Genomic DNA, 17,164 nt, shown 5'->3' with positions numbered 1-17,164 from the left:
GTTTTCCCTGTTTTTCCTCCACGATTTTCACCGGTTCTGCCATAAATCCCAGTTTTTGTAACTATATGATATTTATCTATTTGTTAATTTAATACTGATCTCTATCAGGTATAGCGGCCTGTTCTTTGGCTGGAAGGCTATATCAATCAAATGATAATGATTGTTGTTTGAATGAACTGGACGAGGTCGTTACAATGCGAACCGATTAATAAAGTGCTTTTCAAATGAGCCTTTGCTAATGCTGCTCCTGGCCGGATGCTAGGGTGTTGTAACGAGTGAAGTAAGGGAATACGCCACTCTCCTACTAAAAACGTTCAGGCCAAAACATGACAATAGTGAAACCGAGCAAGCTTGCCTTGCTGATCTGCTCCCTTCTTGCGACCCAAGCCCATGCTGCCGAACAAGAGGTGATGGTCGTTACCGCTTCCGGCTTCCAGCAGAAGATTGAAGACTCTGCAGCCTCCATCTCCGTGATTACCCGTGAGCAGCTGGAGAAGCGCGCATATCGCGATGTGACCGATGCCCTGAAGGATGTCCCCGGTGTCGTGGTGACTGGCGGTGGCAGCAGCAGTGATATCAGCATTCGTGGTATGGGTTCGAAATACACTCTGATGCTGGTTGATGGCAAGAAGGTGGATAGCCGTGGCACTCGTCCCAATAGCGACGGTCCGGGTATCGAGCAAGGCTGGTTGCCACCATTGCAGGCGATCGAGCGGATTGAGGTCGTGCGCGGCCCCATGTCATCCCGTTATGGTTCCGATGCCATGGGTGGTGTGATTAACGTGATTACCCGCAAGACCACCGGTCTGGCCTGGCAGGGGTCGGTTCATGCTGATTCTATTTTCCAGGAGAACAAGGATGCCGGCAACAGCTTCCAGACCGATGCCTATACCGCAGGTTCATTGATCGATGGCGTATTGGGGCTGCGTTTCAATGGCCAGCTCGCCCATCGTGGCGAAGACAAATTTACCCAGGGCTTTGCCGAGCAGGAGACTCGCAGTGGCACTGCCGTGCTCAGCTTCAAGCCTGACGACCATAACCGCTTCGATCTGGAAGCGAGTCGCAGTCTGCAGGATCGGGATCGCACGGCCGGCAATTCGCTGGATGCCAAGGCGAAAGATAGTCTTAACCGCTACGAGCGCACCAACTATGCGCTGACCCATGATGGTCAGTATGATTTCGGCTCGTCCAGCAGCTATCTGCAGCAGGAGACCAACATTAACCCCGGCCGCAAGATGGAGCTCACCAACACCATCGCCGATACCCACACCCAATTTATTCTGGGGGATCACTACCTGAGTGTCGGTGGTCAGTATCGCTATGAAGATCTGCACGATCAGGGCAATACCCTGAAAGTGGCCAACCCCGCCGAACAGCTGACCCGCTGGAGCTGGGCGATGTTTGTCGAGGATGAGTGGTCACTCACCGACAGCTTTGCCCTGACCGGTGGCGCCCGCATGGATCGGGATCAGAACTACGGCACTCACTGGAGCCCACGCCTCTATGGCGTCTGGCATCTGGATCAGAGCTGGACCCTGAAAGGGGGCGTCTCGACCGGTTATCGCTCCCCTGACTTGCGGATGTCTGCGGCCAACTGGGGTCAGGTCACCGGTGGTGGCAGCCTGGATGGCATGCTGGTTGGCAACCCGGATCTCAAACCCGAGACCAGCGTGAGTGAAGAGATCGTCCTGCTGTGGAACGGTCATCAGGGCTTCAACGCCGGGGTAACCCTGTTCAACACCGACTTCAAGAACAAGATCTCCGAAGTGCGTCGCTGTACTGACAAGCAGCAGCCTGCCTGTACGCTCAATGGTCACAGCTATGACTTCATCAGTGACCGGGTTAACGTCGACAAGGCGAACATGCGCGGGGTCGAGGGGATGATGGATTGGGCCATCAACGAGGATTGGTCGGTCAGCTCCAGCTACACCTTTACCCAGTCCGAGCAGAAGAGTGGCCCGCTGGCAGGTCATGCCCTCAACCAGATGCCCCGACACATGTTCAACGGCAGCGTAGACTGGCAAACTACCGAGGATCTCAGCCTCTGGTCACGTGTCAACTTCCGTGGCGAGACTTCCGAGTACCTGAGTCGGGTGAAGATGGCGGAGGGAACCCCGTCCTACACCTTCTTTGACATGGGCCTTGTCTACAAGGCCAACAAGCATCTGGATCTGACCGCCGGCGTCTACAACCTGTTCGACAAGACGGTGGATTACAGCAGCTATGGCACTGTGCTGGACGGCCGCCGCTACAACCTGGGTGTGACCTACAACTTCTGATAGGGAGCCTGTCATGCGGCCGCCCTCTTCGGATGGCGGCCGTTTTTATTGCGCATCCGTCAGGGGGCTATGCCTGATAGGGGGCGGCTTGCCAGGTATTGCGCCCCAGTCCCTTGGCCTGATACATGAGGGCGTCAGCCTGCCGCAGTAGCTGGTCGGCATCAGCCTCTCTCTTTGCGTCTACCCAGACGGCCCCGGTGCTGATGGAGAGGGTCACCTCCCCGCCGCTGGTGTACAGGGTTTGCCGGTTGCTCTCCAGGCAAATGCGCTCGGCCCACTGCTCTGTCTCTGCCAGCGTGGCCAGCGGCAGCAGCAAGCAAAACTCCTCGCCGCCGATGCGGGCTAGCAGAGCGCCTTCGGGCAACAGGTTAGTCACAGTAGTGGCCAGCTTTTCCAGCAACAGATCCCCGATGCCATGACCAAAGCGGTCATTGGTCTCCTTGAAGTGATCCACATCGAACAGCAACAGGGCAGAGGGTTCCCCGCTTGCCAGCCGTTGCTCCATGGCGGGCATGAATGCCCGTCGGTTGAGCAGGCCGGTCAGGGGGTCGGTACCGGCCTGCTTCTCCAGTCTGGCGTTGGCGCGACTCAGCTCGGCGGTGCGGCTGGCGACGGCCCGGCGCAGTTGCACTATGTAGGCCACCATGATCAACACCCCGGCCAGTAGCAGCCAGGGACCGAGGTGGATGGGGTAGACGGTCTCGACATGCATCCACTTGCGGATGATCCGCTCCCGATCGCTCTCTTTGATCTTGGCGAATCCCTCTTCCAGTCGGTTTAACAGGGCAAGGTCGCCCTTTTTCACCGCAAAGCGGATCTGGTCGGTATAGAGGTGGCGAACCGGAATAAAGCGGGTGGGATCTTCCGAGGTATAGATGTAGAAGTTGGCGACCTGCAGATCGGCGATAAAGGCTTTTATGTCGCCCCGAAAGGCCGCCGCCAGCAGGGTGTCATTGTCGTCGAAGGTCTGCAGTCTGGTGCCGGGGAAGTAGCGTCTGGCGTAATACTCCTCGTAGCCACCGGCCACCACCCCGACCGTTTCATGAAGCAGGTAGTAGTGGACATCGGTGCCGCGCAGTTCGCTCGAGAAGAAGAGCTGGGAGTCGAGCTGGGCGAGGGGCTGACCATAGTCGAACAGCTTGTCCCGCTCCGGTGACCAGAGCAGTCCGGCGTGAACGTCCGCTTTCCCCTCATGGAGCAGGTCGAGGGAGCCCTGCCAGTCGACCAGCCTGAACTCGATCTTCTGGCCGGTCACCCGGGCATATTCACGCCACAAATCGATCAGCAAGCCATCCGGCTGGCCCGACTCATTGATATAGGAGAAGGGCTGCCAGGCTTTGGAGTTGGTAATGATGATCGGCTCTTCCGGGGCTTTGGCCCAGGCAGGCAGGGCAAGAGCGAGCAGCAGGAGCCCCCATCCGATACTGACTATGACTCCTGTCCTGGAACAGGCCATCCTTGCTCCAATCCGTTGCCGTATACCGTCCCGTGGTCACCGATTATCACCGCCTTTCTTATCGAAGAACAAGCGTTCACATGATGAAGTTTGCATGATGCAAAAGGCGCCATGACAAGGCTGGCGGATAGAGTGACGACTTACAGCGGCAGGCTGATCCGCGCCTCCAGTCCCCCTTGTGGTCGATTGAGCAGGGTCAGCTCGCCGCCGTGTTGATGGACCAGAGTGCGAGCGATGGAGAGCCCCAGCCCCACGCTGCCCGACTCGGTGTTGCGCGCTTCATCGAGCCGCACGAAGGGTTTGAACACATCCTCGAGCCGCGCCGGATCGATCCCCGGCCCGTTGTCGCAGACCCGGATCAACAGCGCCTCCTTGCGCCGCTCCAGCGACACTTCGGCGCTGCCTGCATATTTGATAGCGTTGCCGATCAGGTTCTGCAGCACCCGGCGCAGCGTGTTGGCCCGGCAGGCGTAGACCTCTTTGCCCTCCGCCAGACAAGTGACCGGCTGGCCGGTATCGGCGTAGTCATCGCACAGGCTGACCAGCAGGCTGGCCAGATCCAGCTCGCGGGTAGCCTCCTGCTGCCCCTCCTCGCGAGCAAAGCTGAGGGTCACCGCCAGCATCTGTTCCATCTGTTGCAGGGTTTGCTGGATCCGCTCCTTGTCCTCGCCATCGGCCAGAAACTCGGTGCGCAGCCGCAGGCTGGTGATGGGGGTGCGCAGATCGTGGGAGATGGCCGCCAGCATCCGGGTTCTGTCCTGCACGAAGCGGTCGAGCCGGGTGTGCATCCGGTTGAAGGCCTGAATCGATTCGCGGATCTCGGTCGGACCTTCCTCTTTCAAGGGCTCGATATCCTCGCCCCGTCCGAGCCGCTCCGCATTGCCTGCCAGCTGCTTGAGCGGGCGGGTGGCACGGCGAAACAGCAGCACCATCAGCCCGATCACCAGACTGGCGACCAGCATCAGGTTGAGGGTGGTCTGCCACGACCAGCTGCCTGCTTCCTTGTCGACCAGCGAGCTGAACTGCAGCCAGCCCCCCTGCGGCAGTTCGATGGAGCCGTAGAGCCGCATATCCCGTGGCGGGGGCGGCCCCTTGCGATCCCGCATCATGCGGGCGTGATGTTCCCACGCCTTGCTGCGCTGGGTATCCTCCTTCAGCTCGGCGCTGATCTTGACGGTGAGGCCGGGGGGGTAGTTGAGGCGCGAGCGCACCAGTTGCTCGAAGCGGGGGCTGCGGTTGTCCGGTTGCAGTGGCTCGTCTGAGAGGCGCAGCAGCAGGGTCTCGCTGCGGCTGGCCTTGAGGATCTCGTCATAGAGGGACGGGGGGGAGAGGGATAGCAGCCTGACTACCGAGATGATCCGCTGCATGGCGTTGCGGCTGTTGACGAAGCCGAGCGCTTCTTCCCGATCCGAGCGGTAAATCTGGATACTGAGCAGCTGGATCAGGATCAGCCCCGCCAGCGCCACTAGAATGATTTGGCCGGTCAGCCCCTTGGGCCACATCTGTGCCCACAGTCGTCGCAAGGTACCCACTGCTTAAACCTGCGTCACGTCGGCGGAGAACATATAGCCGCCACCCCAGATGGTCTTGATCAGCTCCGGATTTTTGGGATCCCGCTCCAGCTTGCGGCGCAGGCGGCTCACCAGAGTATCGATGGCGCGATCGAAGGCCACCGCCTCGCGGCCACGGGCCAGATCCAGCAGTTGATCCCGGCTCAGCACCCGTTGCGGGCGTTCCAGAAACACCTTGAGCAGATCGAACTCGGCGGTGGAGAGGCTGAGGCCCACCCCATCCTCATCGACCAGCTCCCGACGATTGACGTCGAGTAGCCAGCGATCGAAGCGCAGATCCCGGGTCAGGGTCTCGGCGGCGGGCGGGGTCTCGGCCTGGGTGCGGCGCATCACCGCCTTGATGCGCGCCAGCAGCTCGCGCGGATTGAAAGGCTTGGCCAGATAGTCGTCGGCCCCCATCTCCAGCCCGATGATGCGGTCGGTCTCTTCCCCCATGGCGGTCAGCATGATGATGGGCAGGTTCGATTTGACCCGCAGCTCGCGGCAGAGGGTCAGGCCATCTTCACCCGGCATCATCAGATCCAGTACCAGCAGGTCGAACTCCCGCTCCTCCAGCAGTCGCTTCATCTCCTTGCCATCCCGGGCGCAGCTGACTCGCAGGCCGTGCTGTTCCAGAAAGCGCTTCAAGAGATCGCGGATCTCGCTGTGGTCGTCGACCACCAGAATGTGGGTGTTGCCCTGATTCATGAATACCTCCCCTGCTTGGCGTTGGCACGAGTATACGAAAATCCGCCCGGCGGTTTGTGTCAAAGTGTGCCAGATCCGCACGATGCCACACTCTGCTACAAAAAAGGGCGATGCTGGCAAAGTTCAGACACTGGACGGGTGTTTACTTGAGGGCAAGGCAAGAGTGCCGAACCAGAATCATCCCTACAGGAGATAGACCATGAAAAAGCTGACCAAAACCCTGCTGACCGCCACCCTGATCCTTGGCCTGCCGCTGGGCGCCTATGCCGCCAGTGAAGCTGCCCCCACCGGCCAGCCCGGTGCCATGGTGGACTGCCCGATGGATGGCGGTGGCATGATGGGTGGCAAACACCACGGTGGCCGCCACGACAAGATGGCCCGTCTGCAGAACATGACCCCGGAGCAGATCCAGGCCAACCTGCAGCAACGTTATGACCGCATTGAAGATCCGGCCAAGAAGGCTGAGTTCATCAAGAACCTCAACGAGCGTGCCGCCGGCATGACCAAGCACGCCGAAGCGATGAAGCAGTTCGCCGAAGCGAACCAGTAACAGCGCCAGCTGCTGCACATGACAGTGACAAACCGAAGGGTGGCCGAGGCCACCCTTTTTGTGATCCCATCGATCCATTTTTGCTCGAATCGTTATCTTGCTGTCGCTTATGTGAGCGATGGCAAACGCGCCGTGAGCGAATTGCAAGATAATGCCCGTTCTTATAACAAGCTGCAGTTAGCAGTGGCCGTCAACAGGAGAGGGTATGGGTTGGGATCTGGGAACAATCAAGGGGCGATATACCGCCGTTTTTCTGGGATTCATGGTGGCGGTCTGTGTGCTGACCGTTATCGGTATCCAGTTATGGGTCAAACCCGAGCTGCAGCGGGCGGGTGAGCAGAATCTGGTGCTGCGAGTCAGCGAGATTGCGACCGACATTCGCGATCAGCTCAACGGGGTCCAGAGCCAGTCACGCAGTATCACCCAGCTGGTTTCCCAGCTGCCGAGCGAACAAATCGATGCCGTTCTCCCAGCTCTGATCGATCAATATGGCAATGCCATGGTGTTTGGTGGCGGCATCTGGCCGATGCCGGATCAGCGGGAAGCCGGTCGCATCAAGTTCAGTACCTTCTTTCATCGGGATGGTGCCAACAAGCTGATCCCCAATACCTACTGGAACTCGGCCGAGGCGCCCAACTATTTCGAGCAGCCCTGGCACAGAGCCGGGCAGCAGGCTGCGAAAGGCATGTGTGTCTGGGCGGCGGCGTACAAGGATGGTGCCAGCCAACAGCCGCGAACCAACTGCGCCATGGGGATCTATCGTGACGGTTCCCTCTACGGAGTGTCGACCATCGATGTGACGCTGGGTTTCTTCAATGATCTGGTCGCCAAAAAAGAGCAGGAGATCGGTGGTCAGGTGATGATCGTCGAGGCCGACGGCAAGATCCTCAGCAAGAATGGTCGTTTGAGCGGGGATGTGGTGCTGGGCAACCTCTCATCTCACGGGGACTATCCCTTTGCCAGCGCCATCGCCAGCCTGCTGGGGTCGGGTAATGGCGCCGCGTTGCAGCGCACCACTTTTCAGGAGCTGGGTGAAGAGCAGACATTGCTGATGCAACCCATCGAAGGAACCCCCTGGCTGTTGGCGGCGGCGCTGCCGACCAGCACCCTGACCCACGACAGTCAGGAGGTGCTAAAGACGCTGGCAGCAATCCAGCTACCGCTGGTGGTGCTGCTGTTTGCGCTGATGTTGATGGCCATCAAGCAGCTGAGCAGTCGACTCGACACCCTCAAGCAGAACATCGATGCGCTCTCGGCCGGGGATGCTGACCTGACAGCCCGGATCCGGGTCAAGGGGCACGATGAGCTGGACCATATCGCCCAATCGGTAAACCGCTTTATCGCCTATCTGCAGCAGATGATGTTGCAGGTGACCGAGACCACAGAGCTGATTACCCGTGAATTGGCTCAGCTGGACCAGCAGACGGGGCAGGCCAGACGCATTCTCGGTGAGCATGCCGCCGAGACCGATCAGATAGTGACAGCCTTGACCGAGCTCAGCTCCACGGCCGACAGCGTGGCGCACCACGCGAGCGATTCCGCCAGCTTTACCGAGTCTGCCAATGGTCAGGCGATTCAGTCCCGCAAGGTGGTGGGTCAGGCCTCTGCCAGTGTGGCTGCGCTGATCGATGAAGTCGATCTTGCCGCGACCAAGGTATTGGGGATGCAGGAAGATGCCCGCAAGATCAGCAGTGTGCTCAGCGTGATCGGCGATATTGCCGCCCAGACTAACCTGTTGGCACTCAACGCGGCCATCGAGGCGGCGCGGGCTGGTGAGCAGGGGCGTGGTTTTGCCGTGGTGGCCGATGAGGTGCGAGCGCTTGCGGCGAGAACCCAGAACAGCACCGCCGAGGTGGGGAGCATGCTTTCCCGGTTGACGCAGGGGGTGGCCGAAGCCGTGGTGGCCATGGAGCACACCAAGCAGAGCTGTCAGGCGGCGACCGAGAATACCGAGCAGGTGACCGGCGGGCTCGACAAGATGGCGGATGCTGTGGTGCAAATCAACGATCTGGGTACCCAGATTGCGACTGCGGCAGAGGAGCAGAGCCGGGTGACCGAAGAGATCAACCGCAACATGGTCACTATCCGTGACATGGTCAATCTGCTGGTGGATAACGGGCAGAATACCGAACAGAGTTCGGCCACCCTGCTGGAGTCCAATCGCCAACTGGTGGCGTTGGTGCATCGCTTCAAGGTGTAACAAACCGATAATGAAAGAGGGGGAGCATGATGCTCCCCCTCTTGCTATCTGTGCCGGTGCGGGCTTGTCACCCTTGTCCACCGGACGAGCGAACTTAGCCCTGAGCCTTGTCGGTCAGGTCTACTTTCTTGACGGTTTCGCCTTCGAACTTGATAACGACGTTCTTCTTGGCGGCGTCGGTATCTTTCAGCAGGGTCTTGGTGGTTTCTGCCAGCAGCGGAGAGGCCTTGTTCAGGGCATCCAGATCATAGGTCCACACTTCCAGGCCGGATTCGGTCTTGGTGGAGGCCGGTGCGCCCAGCTTCTCTTTGATAGCCTGCTTGTTGGAGCCGCCTTCCTTGATATCCAGTGCCTGCTTGATGGCTTCGTTGGATGCGCTGTCCACGGCGCCAGATACGGCGGTATTGGCCGCATCTTTTACGCTGCTGGTGACGCTGTCGGTCAGCGAGTCCATCAGGCCAGCATTGGCAAACAGGGGCAGGGTGGTGAGGGCTACCAGCAAAGTCTTTTTCATTTTCTACAGATTCCATTGGTTCAAATGAGGCGGCTATGGAACCAATAAAAGCCTCGGGTGTCAAGTGAGGCAGATAATTGAGTGTTCTGTTAACTGGATCTCATTTTTCACCGACCGCAAACAGTTTTGGGATCTCCCGCACCAGCCAGCTCTTGGCCTTGCCCATGGTGTCCCGCCGCCAGGCCAGCACCACCTGCAACTGATGACGATATTCGGGGCTGATCACCTTGAGCCGTCCGACCCGGATATCCTCTTCAATCCAGCTTTGCGGCATGGTGCCGACGCCGATCCCCGCCAGCAGGGCGTCGCGTTTCTCCGCCATGGTGCTGACGGTGAGGCGCGGTTGCTTGTCCAGCAGGCGATAGGTGAGCACCGGCTTGCGCAGGGCTGAATCTGCTACCGCGATGGCGCGGTAGCGACGCAGGGTTTCGTCTGCCAGCGGCTCCGGCTCCTGATGCAACGGATGATCGGGATGGGCGACGTAGAGCATTACCTCTTCTTTAAGCACCTGATGCTTGATGCCGGTCATCATGATATCGGGGTTGATCGAGGAGATAAGCAGGTCGGCGCGGCCATCTTCCAGACACTCCCAGCTGCCCGCCAGCACCTCGGCTCGCAGCCGCAGTCGGGTATCGGTCTGCTCGGCCAGCTTCTCCACCAAGGGGTAGAGGGCCTGCACCGGGACCAGCGCATCGACGGCGATGGTGATGTCGGTCTCCCAGCCACGGGCCAGCGCCCGGGTCTCGCCCACCAGATGTTCGGCCGCCTCCAGCAGCACCCGGCCGCGTTCCAGCAACATGCGGCCCGCCGGAGTGAACTTGGTGCGGTGGCCGCTGCGGTCAAACAGCATGGCATCCAGCTCGTCTTCCAGCTTCTGCACCGTATAGCTCAATGCCGAGGGCACCTTGCCCAGCTCGTCGGCCGCCGCCGCGAAGCTGCCACGGCGGTCGATGGCGTCCAGCACCCGGATTGCCTCCAGGGTCAGCGCCCGTTCCTTGTTCGATTCCTTGGCCATTTCATACCTTCAATTTTTTTGAACATGTTTGCCAGTTTATCTCGCTAACAAGTTAGGCCAAGTGTCTTTAATATTCAATCAACGCTTAGGCAGGAACGTCGAGCGGCCAAATATGCGGGAAGTTCCGCACTGTGACACACCCAATCGGTCTGTCTGATGTCGGTGAAAGAACAACACACTATTTGAATAACCTCTTGCATGGATGCATTGATTCTGGCCGAAACGGCCTTGGCAATGACATATAAAACAAGAGACTGAATGAACATGAAAAACGTAATCAAGATGCTGGCCGTTGCAGGCCTGATGACCACAGGTTTCGCCAACGCTTCCGTACCGGCTGACTTCAACGCCATGCCCGGCGTGCTGTTTGTGAACTGGAATGCCACCGCCGCAATGGATGGCAAAGCCAATCCGATGCTGGAAGTGCGCGATGAAGGCGGTGACCTGATCACCTCCGCGCATGCCGACCTGACTGGCACACAACAAATTCGCTTGCCGCTGCGCACTCAAGGCACAGTGACCGTCAGCCTGGCTGGCCAGAGCAGCGAATACCGTATTCCGTTCGGCATCGGTGGTGGCAACCCCCGCTAAGTCGAACCCCGGATAGATGAGGAGCAGACCATGATGCAATTGAGAGCCGCAGAAGCGCGGGGCAAGGCCAACTTTGGCTGGCTGGACGCGCGCCACAGTTTCTCCTTCGGTCACTACTATGACCCGGAGTGGATGGGACACTCGGTGCTGCGGGTGATCAATCAGGATCTGGTTGCGCCGGGTGGCGGATTCGCCACCCACCCTCACGCCAATATGGAGATCCTCACTTGCGTGCTGCAAGGCACCATTGAGCACAAGGACAGCCTCGGCCATGCCGAGCAGATCCCGGCAGGGGATTTCCAGCTGATGAGCGCAGGCAGCGGGATCCGCCACAGCGAGTACAACCCCTCGCAGACGGATCCTCTCTCCCTGTTGCAGATCTGGATCGAGCCGAACGAGTTCGGCACGCCACCCGGGTATCAGCAGAAGAAGATCGAGTCCAGACCGGGCATGACGCTGGTGGCGTCACCGGATGGCGAGGCGGGGTCGTTCAGGATCCGCCAGCAGGCCCGCGTATGGCGGCTGGAACTGGCCCCGGGCGAGACGCTCGCATGGGCACTGGCTGGCCGACACGGTTACCTGCAGATGATTTCAGGGGAGCTGACCGCCAACGGTCTGGCTGCCCGACCCGGCGACGGGGTACTCAGTCGTGATGAATACCGGTGGGAGTTGGTCGCAACCAGTGCCACTCAAGCCCTGTTATTTGACCTACCCTGAAGCAGTCAGCGGTGATGTGACACAAACGAGGAATATGAAATGGACAAGATGAAAGATTTGGCACTGCTGGCGGGTCGTGTACTGCTGGCGCTGATGTTCGTGATGGCGGGCTGGAGCAAGATCGGTGGCTACGCCGGTACTCAGGGTTATATGGAAGCGATGGGCGTGCCCGGTTTCATCCTGCCGCTGGTGATCCTGCTGGAGCTGGGTGGTGGCCTTGCCATCGTGCTCGGTCTCTTTACCCGCAGCCTCTCCGTGCTGATGGCCGGTTTCACCCTGATGGCCGCCTTTATTTTCCACTATCAGCCTGCCGAACAGATGCAGATGCTGATGTTTATGAAGAACGTCTCAGTGGCCGGTGGTTTCCTGGCCCTGGCGGCGGCTGGTGCGGGTGCCTTCAGTGTGGATGCCCGCCTCGGTAAAAACTGGTAATGCCCTGAAGCGTCAAGTTTTCCAATGCCTTTTGGCCGGTGCAACTGCACCGGCTTTTTTCTGTCTGCGTTTTCCGGGTCGGTGAGGCGGCGCGCCAAATCTGCGGCGCCCTTCATGATTCCGGCTCTTGCCTGCCGCTGGCCGCAAGAGCCTTTTGCATCTTCCCCCCCGATCCCCGACAATTCCCACTCTTGTGAAGTGACGGAAATGGCTCGCCTTTTCCCTCGCCCCCTCTCATCCACAGGCGGGAATTGCTCATGTTTACCCTCTACCACTCCAATCAGCTGGATCTGCTCAAAGAGCTGCTGGTGAGCCGCATCCGGCAGGACCCTCTCTCTCACCCCTTCGATCGGGAGCAGATCCTGGTGCAGAGTCCGGGCATGGCCCAGTGGCTCAAGCTGGAGCTGGCCAAAGCCTTCGGCATCGCCGCCAATATCGACTTTCCGCTGCCCGCCAGCTTTATCTGGGAGATGTTCACCCGGGTGCTGGCGGATGTACCGCGCCAGAGCCCCTACAACAAGGGCTCCATGAGCTGGCAGCTGATGACCATTCTGCCCGCCTTGCTGGAGCGGCCCGCCTTTGCCCCGCTCGCCGCCTATCTGGGTGGTGGAGATGAGGAGGATCCCGCCAAGGATCCCGAGCAGGTGCGGTTGTGGCAGCTCTGCCAGAAGGTAGCGGATCTGTTTGACCAGTATCTGGTCTATCGGCCGGACTGGATCGCCCGTTGGGAAGAGGGGGACGGATTGAGTCAGGAGCTGGCCGGGGTGAGCGGTCAGGATTGGCAGCCCGAGCTGTGGCGCGAGCTGGTGGCCCGCACTCTGGCGCTCTCTCCGAGCGGCTACCATCGCGCCAACCTCTACGAGGAGTTTATCCACGAGCTGGCGCGCACCGCCGATCTGCCCGGCAAGCTGCCGCAGCGGGTCTTTGTGTTCGGCATCTCGGCGCTGCCGCCGCGCTATGTGGAGGCGCTGCTGGCCCTCGGCAGCCGGCCTGAGGTGGAGGTGCACCTGTTTGTCACCAACCCCTGCCGCTACTACTGGGGGGATCTGCTGGATCGCAAGACCCTGGCTCGGTTGGAGAACAAGCTCAAACCCGGCACCGATATCGAGACCCTGCAGGGCCCCGCCAACCCGCTGCTCGCCTCCATGGGCAAGCTGGGGCGCGACTACCTGCATCAGCTGATGGAGCTGGAGGTGCCGCAAATCGAGGCTTTCGTCGATATCGACGAGGTGGATGGCAAAGGCAATGTCAGCCTGCTGCGCGCCATCCAGAAGGATGTGCTGGAGCTGGCCGAGCGAGGCGCCGGTCAGTTCGATCTCGACAGCAGCCACCACAAAAGCCCGATCGATCCGGCGGATGGATCCTTGCAGATCCACGCTTGCCACGGCCCGATGCGCGAACTCGAGGTGCTGCACGACCGGCTGCTGGCGCTGTTCGAGCAGGATCCGACCCTCACCCCGAAAGATGTGGTGGTGATGATGCCGGATGTGAACAGCTACGGCCCCTATATTCAGGCGGTGTTTGGCGCAAGGGGGCAGATCCCGTTTGCGGTCTCGGATCGGGCGGCGAGTCAGGAGAGCCCGCTGCTGCAAAGCTTCCTCGCCCTGCTCAGGCTGCCCAACGCCCGCTTGGGGGCGGGGGAGCTGCTCGCCATTCTCGAGGTGCCCGCCGTGCTGCGTCGTTTCGAGCTCGATGACGACGAGTTCAACCAGCTGCGGGTCTGGGTGCAGGAGACCGGCATCCGCTGGGGGCTGGACGACGGCTACCCCGTCCGTTTCGATCTGCCGCCCATGTCCGGCAACAGCTGGCTGTTCGGCCTGCGCCGCATGCTGCTTGGCTTTGCCATGGGCGACGGCGAGCCGGTGGCGGGCATCCTGCCCTACGCCGATATCGAGGGTCAACAGGGCTTGGCGCTCGGCAAGCTCGCCTGGTTTGTCGACTCGCTGGCCGAATTTTTGCCCCGCTTGCAACAGGCGCAGCCGCTGGCCGAGTGGAACGCCTGCCTGCTGGCGCTGCTGGAGCGCTTCTATCTGGCCGACGAGGATGAAGAGCGTCAGCTCCAGCTGATCCGCAGCCAACTGGCCGAGTGGCAGACCCGGCTCGGCGAGGCCCGTTTCGAGCAGCCCATCACCGCCGACCTGTTGCAGGACTACCTCGGCAGCGTGCTGGGGGAATCCCGCTCCAGCCAGCGTTTTCTCGCCGGTCAGGTCAACTTCTGCACCCTGATGCCGATGCGCTCCATCCCCTTCAAGCAGGTCTGCCTGCTCGGTATGAACGACGGCGTCTACCCGCGTACCCTGGCCCCCATGGGGTTCGACCTGATGGCGGTGGCGTCGCGGCGTGGGGATCGCTCCCGTCGCGATGATGACCGCTACCTCTTCCTCGAGGCGTTGCTCAGCGCTCAGCAGGGGCTCTATATCAGCTATCAGGGCTTCAGCGCGCAGGACAACAGCGACAAGGTGCCGTCGGTGCTGCTGGCGGAGCTGATCGACTATGTGCGGCAGGGCTTTGTGCTGGCGGGGGATGAGGAGCGGGACGACGAAACCTCCGGCAAGCGGCTGCTCAACCACCTGATGGTGGCGCATCCGCTCACCCCCTACAGCCGCAACTACTTCTACCCGGAGGCGGGATCGCGGCTCTTTACCTATGCCGCCGACTGGTTGCCCGCCCTCAATCCGGTGCGTGGCGCGGCCAACTTCCAGAGCGGCGAGCTGCCTTTACCTCCCGAATGGGGCAAGGAGCAGGGGCTGGAGCTGGCGGAGCTGCTGCGCTTCTATCGCCAGCCCACCAAATATTTCCTCAACCGCCGTCTCAAGGTGTGGTTTGAGCTGAACGAAGCCAACATCGAGGACAGCGAGCCGTTCGAGCTGGATGGCCTGCAACATTACCAGCTGAAAGATCTGCTGCTCGATGCTCATCTGGCGGAAGGTGAAAGTACCGAGCGTCGCGAACGGTTGCAGCTCACCGGCCTGCTGCCGCAAGGGTGGTTCGGCAGCCTGCTGCTGGACGATCTGGATGCCGAGATGGGCAAGCTGGCGGATCGGCTGCGGCCATGGGTTGCGGCCAATGAGTCAGAAAAACAGGCGGTGGAGATCGATATCTCCCTCACTCAGGGCCAGCTGCAAGGGTGGATCGACACCCAGAAGGGGCGCTTGCTGGTGGTCAAACCCGGCAGCTTCAACGGCAAGGATCTGCTGCTGGGCTGGATCCAGCACCTCTGCCTCTCATTGAGCGGCGCCCCCGGCGACACCCTGCTGTTCGATGCCAAACAGAGTCTGCGGTTAGCCAAGCTCGCTGCCGATGAGGCGCGCCCCAAGCTGGCGGCGCTGGTGGCGTGCTGGGCGCAGGGAATGAAGCGGCCGCTGCCCTTCTTCCCCAACACCGCCTGGGATTGGCTCAAGGCGATCGAGAAGGATCCGGACAAACCGGAGGCGGCCGACAAGGCGGCACTCACCCGTTTCAACGGCGGCTGGATGATCAATGGGGAGGGGCAAGACGTTTACGTTGCCCGCTGCTTCCCCGAACTCGATGACGAGGTGCTGGGGCAGTTGCAGGCACTGGCCCGCGAACACCTGACCCCGCTGCTCAAGACCCTGGAGGAGCTGAAATAATGGCTAACCCGCTCAATACATTGCGTTTTCCCCTCCATGGTGAACGACTGATCGAAGCCTCTGCCGGTACCGGCAAGACCTACACCATCGCCGGTCTCTACCTGCGTCTGCTGCTGGGCCACGGCCCGCTCATTGAAGAGGGGGCAGATGCCGGTCAGCCGAGCGCCCACGAGCGGCCGCTCTCGGTGACCGAAATTCTGGTGGTGACCTTTACCGAAGCGGCCACCGCCGAGCTGCGCGGGCGGATCCGCGGCCGCATTCACGAGGCGCGCCTCGCCTTTATGCGCGGCCATAGCAATGATGCCCTGCTGGCCCAGCTGCTGGACGAGGTGGCGGATCACGAGCTGGCGGCCCGCCGCCTGCTGGCCGCCGAGCGCCAGATGGACGAGGCGGCGGTCTTTACCATCCACGGTTTCTGCCAGCGGATGCTGAAACAGAACGCTTTCGAGTCGGGAGCCCTCTTTGAAACCGAATTTCTCACCGACGACAGCCAGCTTCGGCTGCAGGCGGTGAGCGACTACTGGCGCGCCGAGTTCTATCCGGTGGATAAACCCCTCGCCAGCGCCGTGCGTGCGCTCTGGCCGAGCCCCGCCGCCCTGCTGCGGGAGATGGGCAGCTGGCTCGACAACAGCGAGCTGGAGATCCACCCCGCATTGGGGGACGAGACCCTCGCCGCTCGCCATCAGGCGGCCATGAATCGCATCGCGGCGGTGAAGCGCGAATGGCTGGCGCAGACGGACGAGATCCGCCGCCAGACCGACGGCCAGATCAGCCGCTACACCGGCAATAACTACGAAGGGTGGCTTGCCAAGATAAGCGACTGGGCACAGGACGAGAGCAGTGGCTACGCCATCCCCAAGGAGCTGGAGCGCTTTGGCCAGACGGTGCTGGAGGAGAACCTCAAGAAGGGGGGCGCCGTGCCGACCCTGCTGCTGTTCAGTCAGATAGACGAGCTTCTGGCCAGCCGCCCCGGTATTCGGGATCTGATCCTGCAACGGGCGGCCAAGGTTGTGCGCAGCCGGATGCAGGCGAGCAAGCGCCAAGCCCATCAGCTCTCGTTTGATGACCTGCTCAAAGATCTCGACGGGGCGCTTGGCTCCAGCCTTGGCGAGCGGCTCTGCGAGCGCATTCGCGCCACCTACCGGGTGGCAATGATCGATGAATTTCAGGATACCGATCCCCAGCAGTACCGCATCTTCCATCGCCTCTACGGCGGCCATAGCGACACGGCGCTGTTGATGATCGGTGACCCCAAGCAGGCCATCTACGGCTTTCGCGGCGCCGACATCTTTACCTACATTCAGGCGCGGCGAAATGTGAGCGCCCACTACACCCTAGGGCGCAACTGGCGCTCCAGCAGTGCGCTGGTGGGGGCGGTCAACGGCCTGTTCGAACGGGCCAAGGATCCCTTTATCTACGAGGCGGATATCCCCTTCCTGCCGGTGGAGGCGCAGGGCAAGAGCAAGGCGCTGCTGCTCGATGGTGCCACCGCCCCAGTACTCCACTGCTGGCAGCTGAGCGGCCAGCAGTGGAGTACTGGG

13 protein-coding genes are annotated in these 17,164 nt (G+C 60.8%); 8 read left to right on the top strand and 5 right to left on the bottom strand.

Translation table 11 applies throughout. The features are described from left to right. The first annotated feature begins 326 nt into the window (after positions 1-326). A complete protein-coding gene (locus BN1115_RS09875; RefSeq protein ID WP_042657022.1) occupies positions 327-2,279 on the top strand; it encodes a ligand-gated channel protein in 1,953 nt (650 codons plus the stop codon). Between the two features lie 67 nt (positions 2,280-2,346). Here BN1115_RS09875 and BN1115_RS09870 read toward each other — a convergent pair whose 3' ends face one another. The 3 genes from BN1115_RS09870 to BN1115_RS09860 all read right to left on the bottom strand — a co-directional run bounded on the left by BN1115_RS09870 (position 2,347) and on the right by BN1115_RS09860 (position 5,993). Beyond that, positions 2,347-3,735, bottom strand: coding sequence for a transporter substrate-binding domain-containing diguanylate cyclase (locus BN1115_RS09870; protein WP_042657021.1), 1,389 nt, complete (start codon positions 3,733-3,735; stop codon positions 2,347-2,349). Between the two features lie 140 nt (positions 3,736-3,875). Next, positions 3,876-5,237, bottom strand: coding sequence for an ATP-binding protein (locus BN1115_RS09865; RefSeq protein WP_042657020.1), 1,362 nt, complete (start codon positions 5,235-5,237; stop codon positions 3,876-3,878). A 33-nt stretch (positions 5,238-5,270) separates the two neighbouring features. Next, entirely contained in the window at positions 5,271-5,993 is a 723-nt protein-coding gene (locus BN1115_RS09860; protein WP_042657019.1) for a response regulator, read from the bottom strand. Between the two features lie 199 nt (positions 5,994-6,192). On the opposite strand from BN1115_RS09860, the gene BN1115_RS09855 reads away from it, so the two are divergent. Both BN1115_RS09855 and BN1115_RS09850 read left to right on the top strand, forming a co-directional pair. After that, positions 6,193-6,543 (top strand): hypothetical protein, encoded by a 351-nt coding sequence (locus BN1115_RS09855; protein ID WP_042657018.1) that lies wholly within the window; start codon positions 6,193-6,195, stop codon positions 6,541-6,543. Between the two features lie 205 nt (positions 6,544-6,748). Then, complete coding sequence (locus tag BN1115_RS09850) at positions 6,749-8,743, top strand: methyl-accepting chemotaxis protein (RefSeq protein ID WP_042657017.1); 1,995 nt, start codon at positions 6,749-6,751, stop codon at positions 8,741-8,743. 94 nt (positions 8,744-8,837) lie between these two features. Here the strand turns inward: BN1115_RS09850 and BN1115_RS09845 are convergent, their stop codons facing one another. Together BN1115_RS09845 and BN1115_RS09840 are read right to left on the bottom strand one after the other, a co-directional pair. Beyond that, a complete protein-coding gene (locus BN1115_RS09845) occupies positions 8,838-9,257 on the bottom strand; it encodes a hypothetical protein (protein WP_042657016.1) in 420 nt (139 codons plus the stop codon). Positions 9,258-9,357: 100 nt separating this feature from the next. Continuing rightward, positions 9,358-10,272 carry a LysR family transcriptional regulator gene (locus BN1115_RS09840; protein ID WP_042657015.1) on the bottom strand — a complete coding sequence of 305 codons (915 nt, stop codon included), beginning with the start codon at positions 10,270-10,272 and terminating at the stop codon, positions 9,358-9,360. 258 nt (positions 10,273-10,530) lie between these two features. Here BN1115_RS09840 and BN1115_RS09835 point away from each other — a divergent pair, with 258 nt between their 5' ends. The 5 genes from BN1115_RS09835 to BN1115_RS09815 all read left to right on the top strand — a co-directional run. Next, on the top strand, positions 10,531-10,863 hold the full coding sequence (locus BN1115_RS09835; protein ID WP_042657014.1) for a hypothetical protein: 333 nt from the start codon (positions 10,531-10,533) through the stop codon (positions 10,861-10,863). Positions 10,864-10,893: 30 nt separating this feature from the next. Next, positions 10,894-11,580 (top strand): pirin family protein, encoded by a 687-nt coding sequence (locus BN1115_RS09830; RefSeq protein ID WP_042657013.1) that lies wholly within the window; start codon positions 10,894-10,896, stop codon positions 11,578-11,580. Positions 11,581-11,619: 39 nt separating this feature from the next. Then, positions 11,620-12,012, top strand: a complete 393-nt coding sequence (locus BN1115_RS09825; RefSeq protein WP_042657012.1) for a DoxX family protein — start codon at positions 11,620-11,622, stop codon at positions 12,010-12,012. A 257-nt stretch (positions 12,013-12,269) separates the two neighbouring features. After that, positions 12,270-15,623, top strand: coding sequence for an exodeoxyribonuclease V subunit gamma (recC, locus tag BN1115_RS09820; protein ID WP_042657011.1), 3,354 nt, complete (start codon positions 12,270-12,272; stop codon positions 15,621-15,623). Beyond that, on the top strand, positions 15,623-17,164 hold a 1,542-nt coding region (locus BN1115_RS09815; RefSeq protein WP_042657010.1), incomplete at its 3' end, for a UvrD-helicase domain-containing protein. The genes recC and BN1115_RS09815, both read left to right, overlap by 1 nt.

This window comes from Aeromonas allosaccharophila, from assembly GCF_000819685.1.
GTDB lineage: Bacteria > Pseudomonadota > Gammaproteobacteria > Enterobacterales > Aeromonadaceae > Aeromonas > Aeromonas allosaccharophila.
This window is presented reverse-complemented; position numbering and strand designations above follow the sequence as displayed.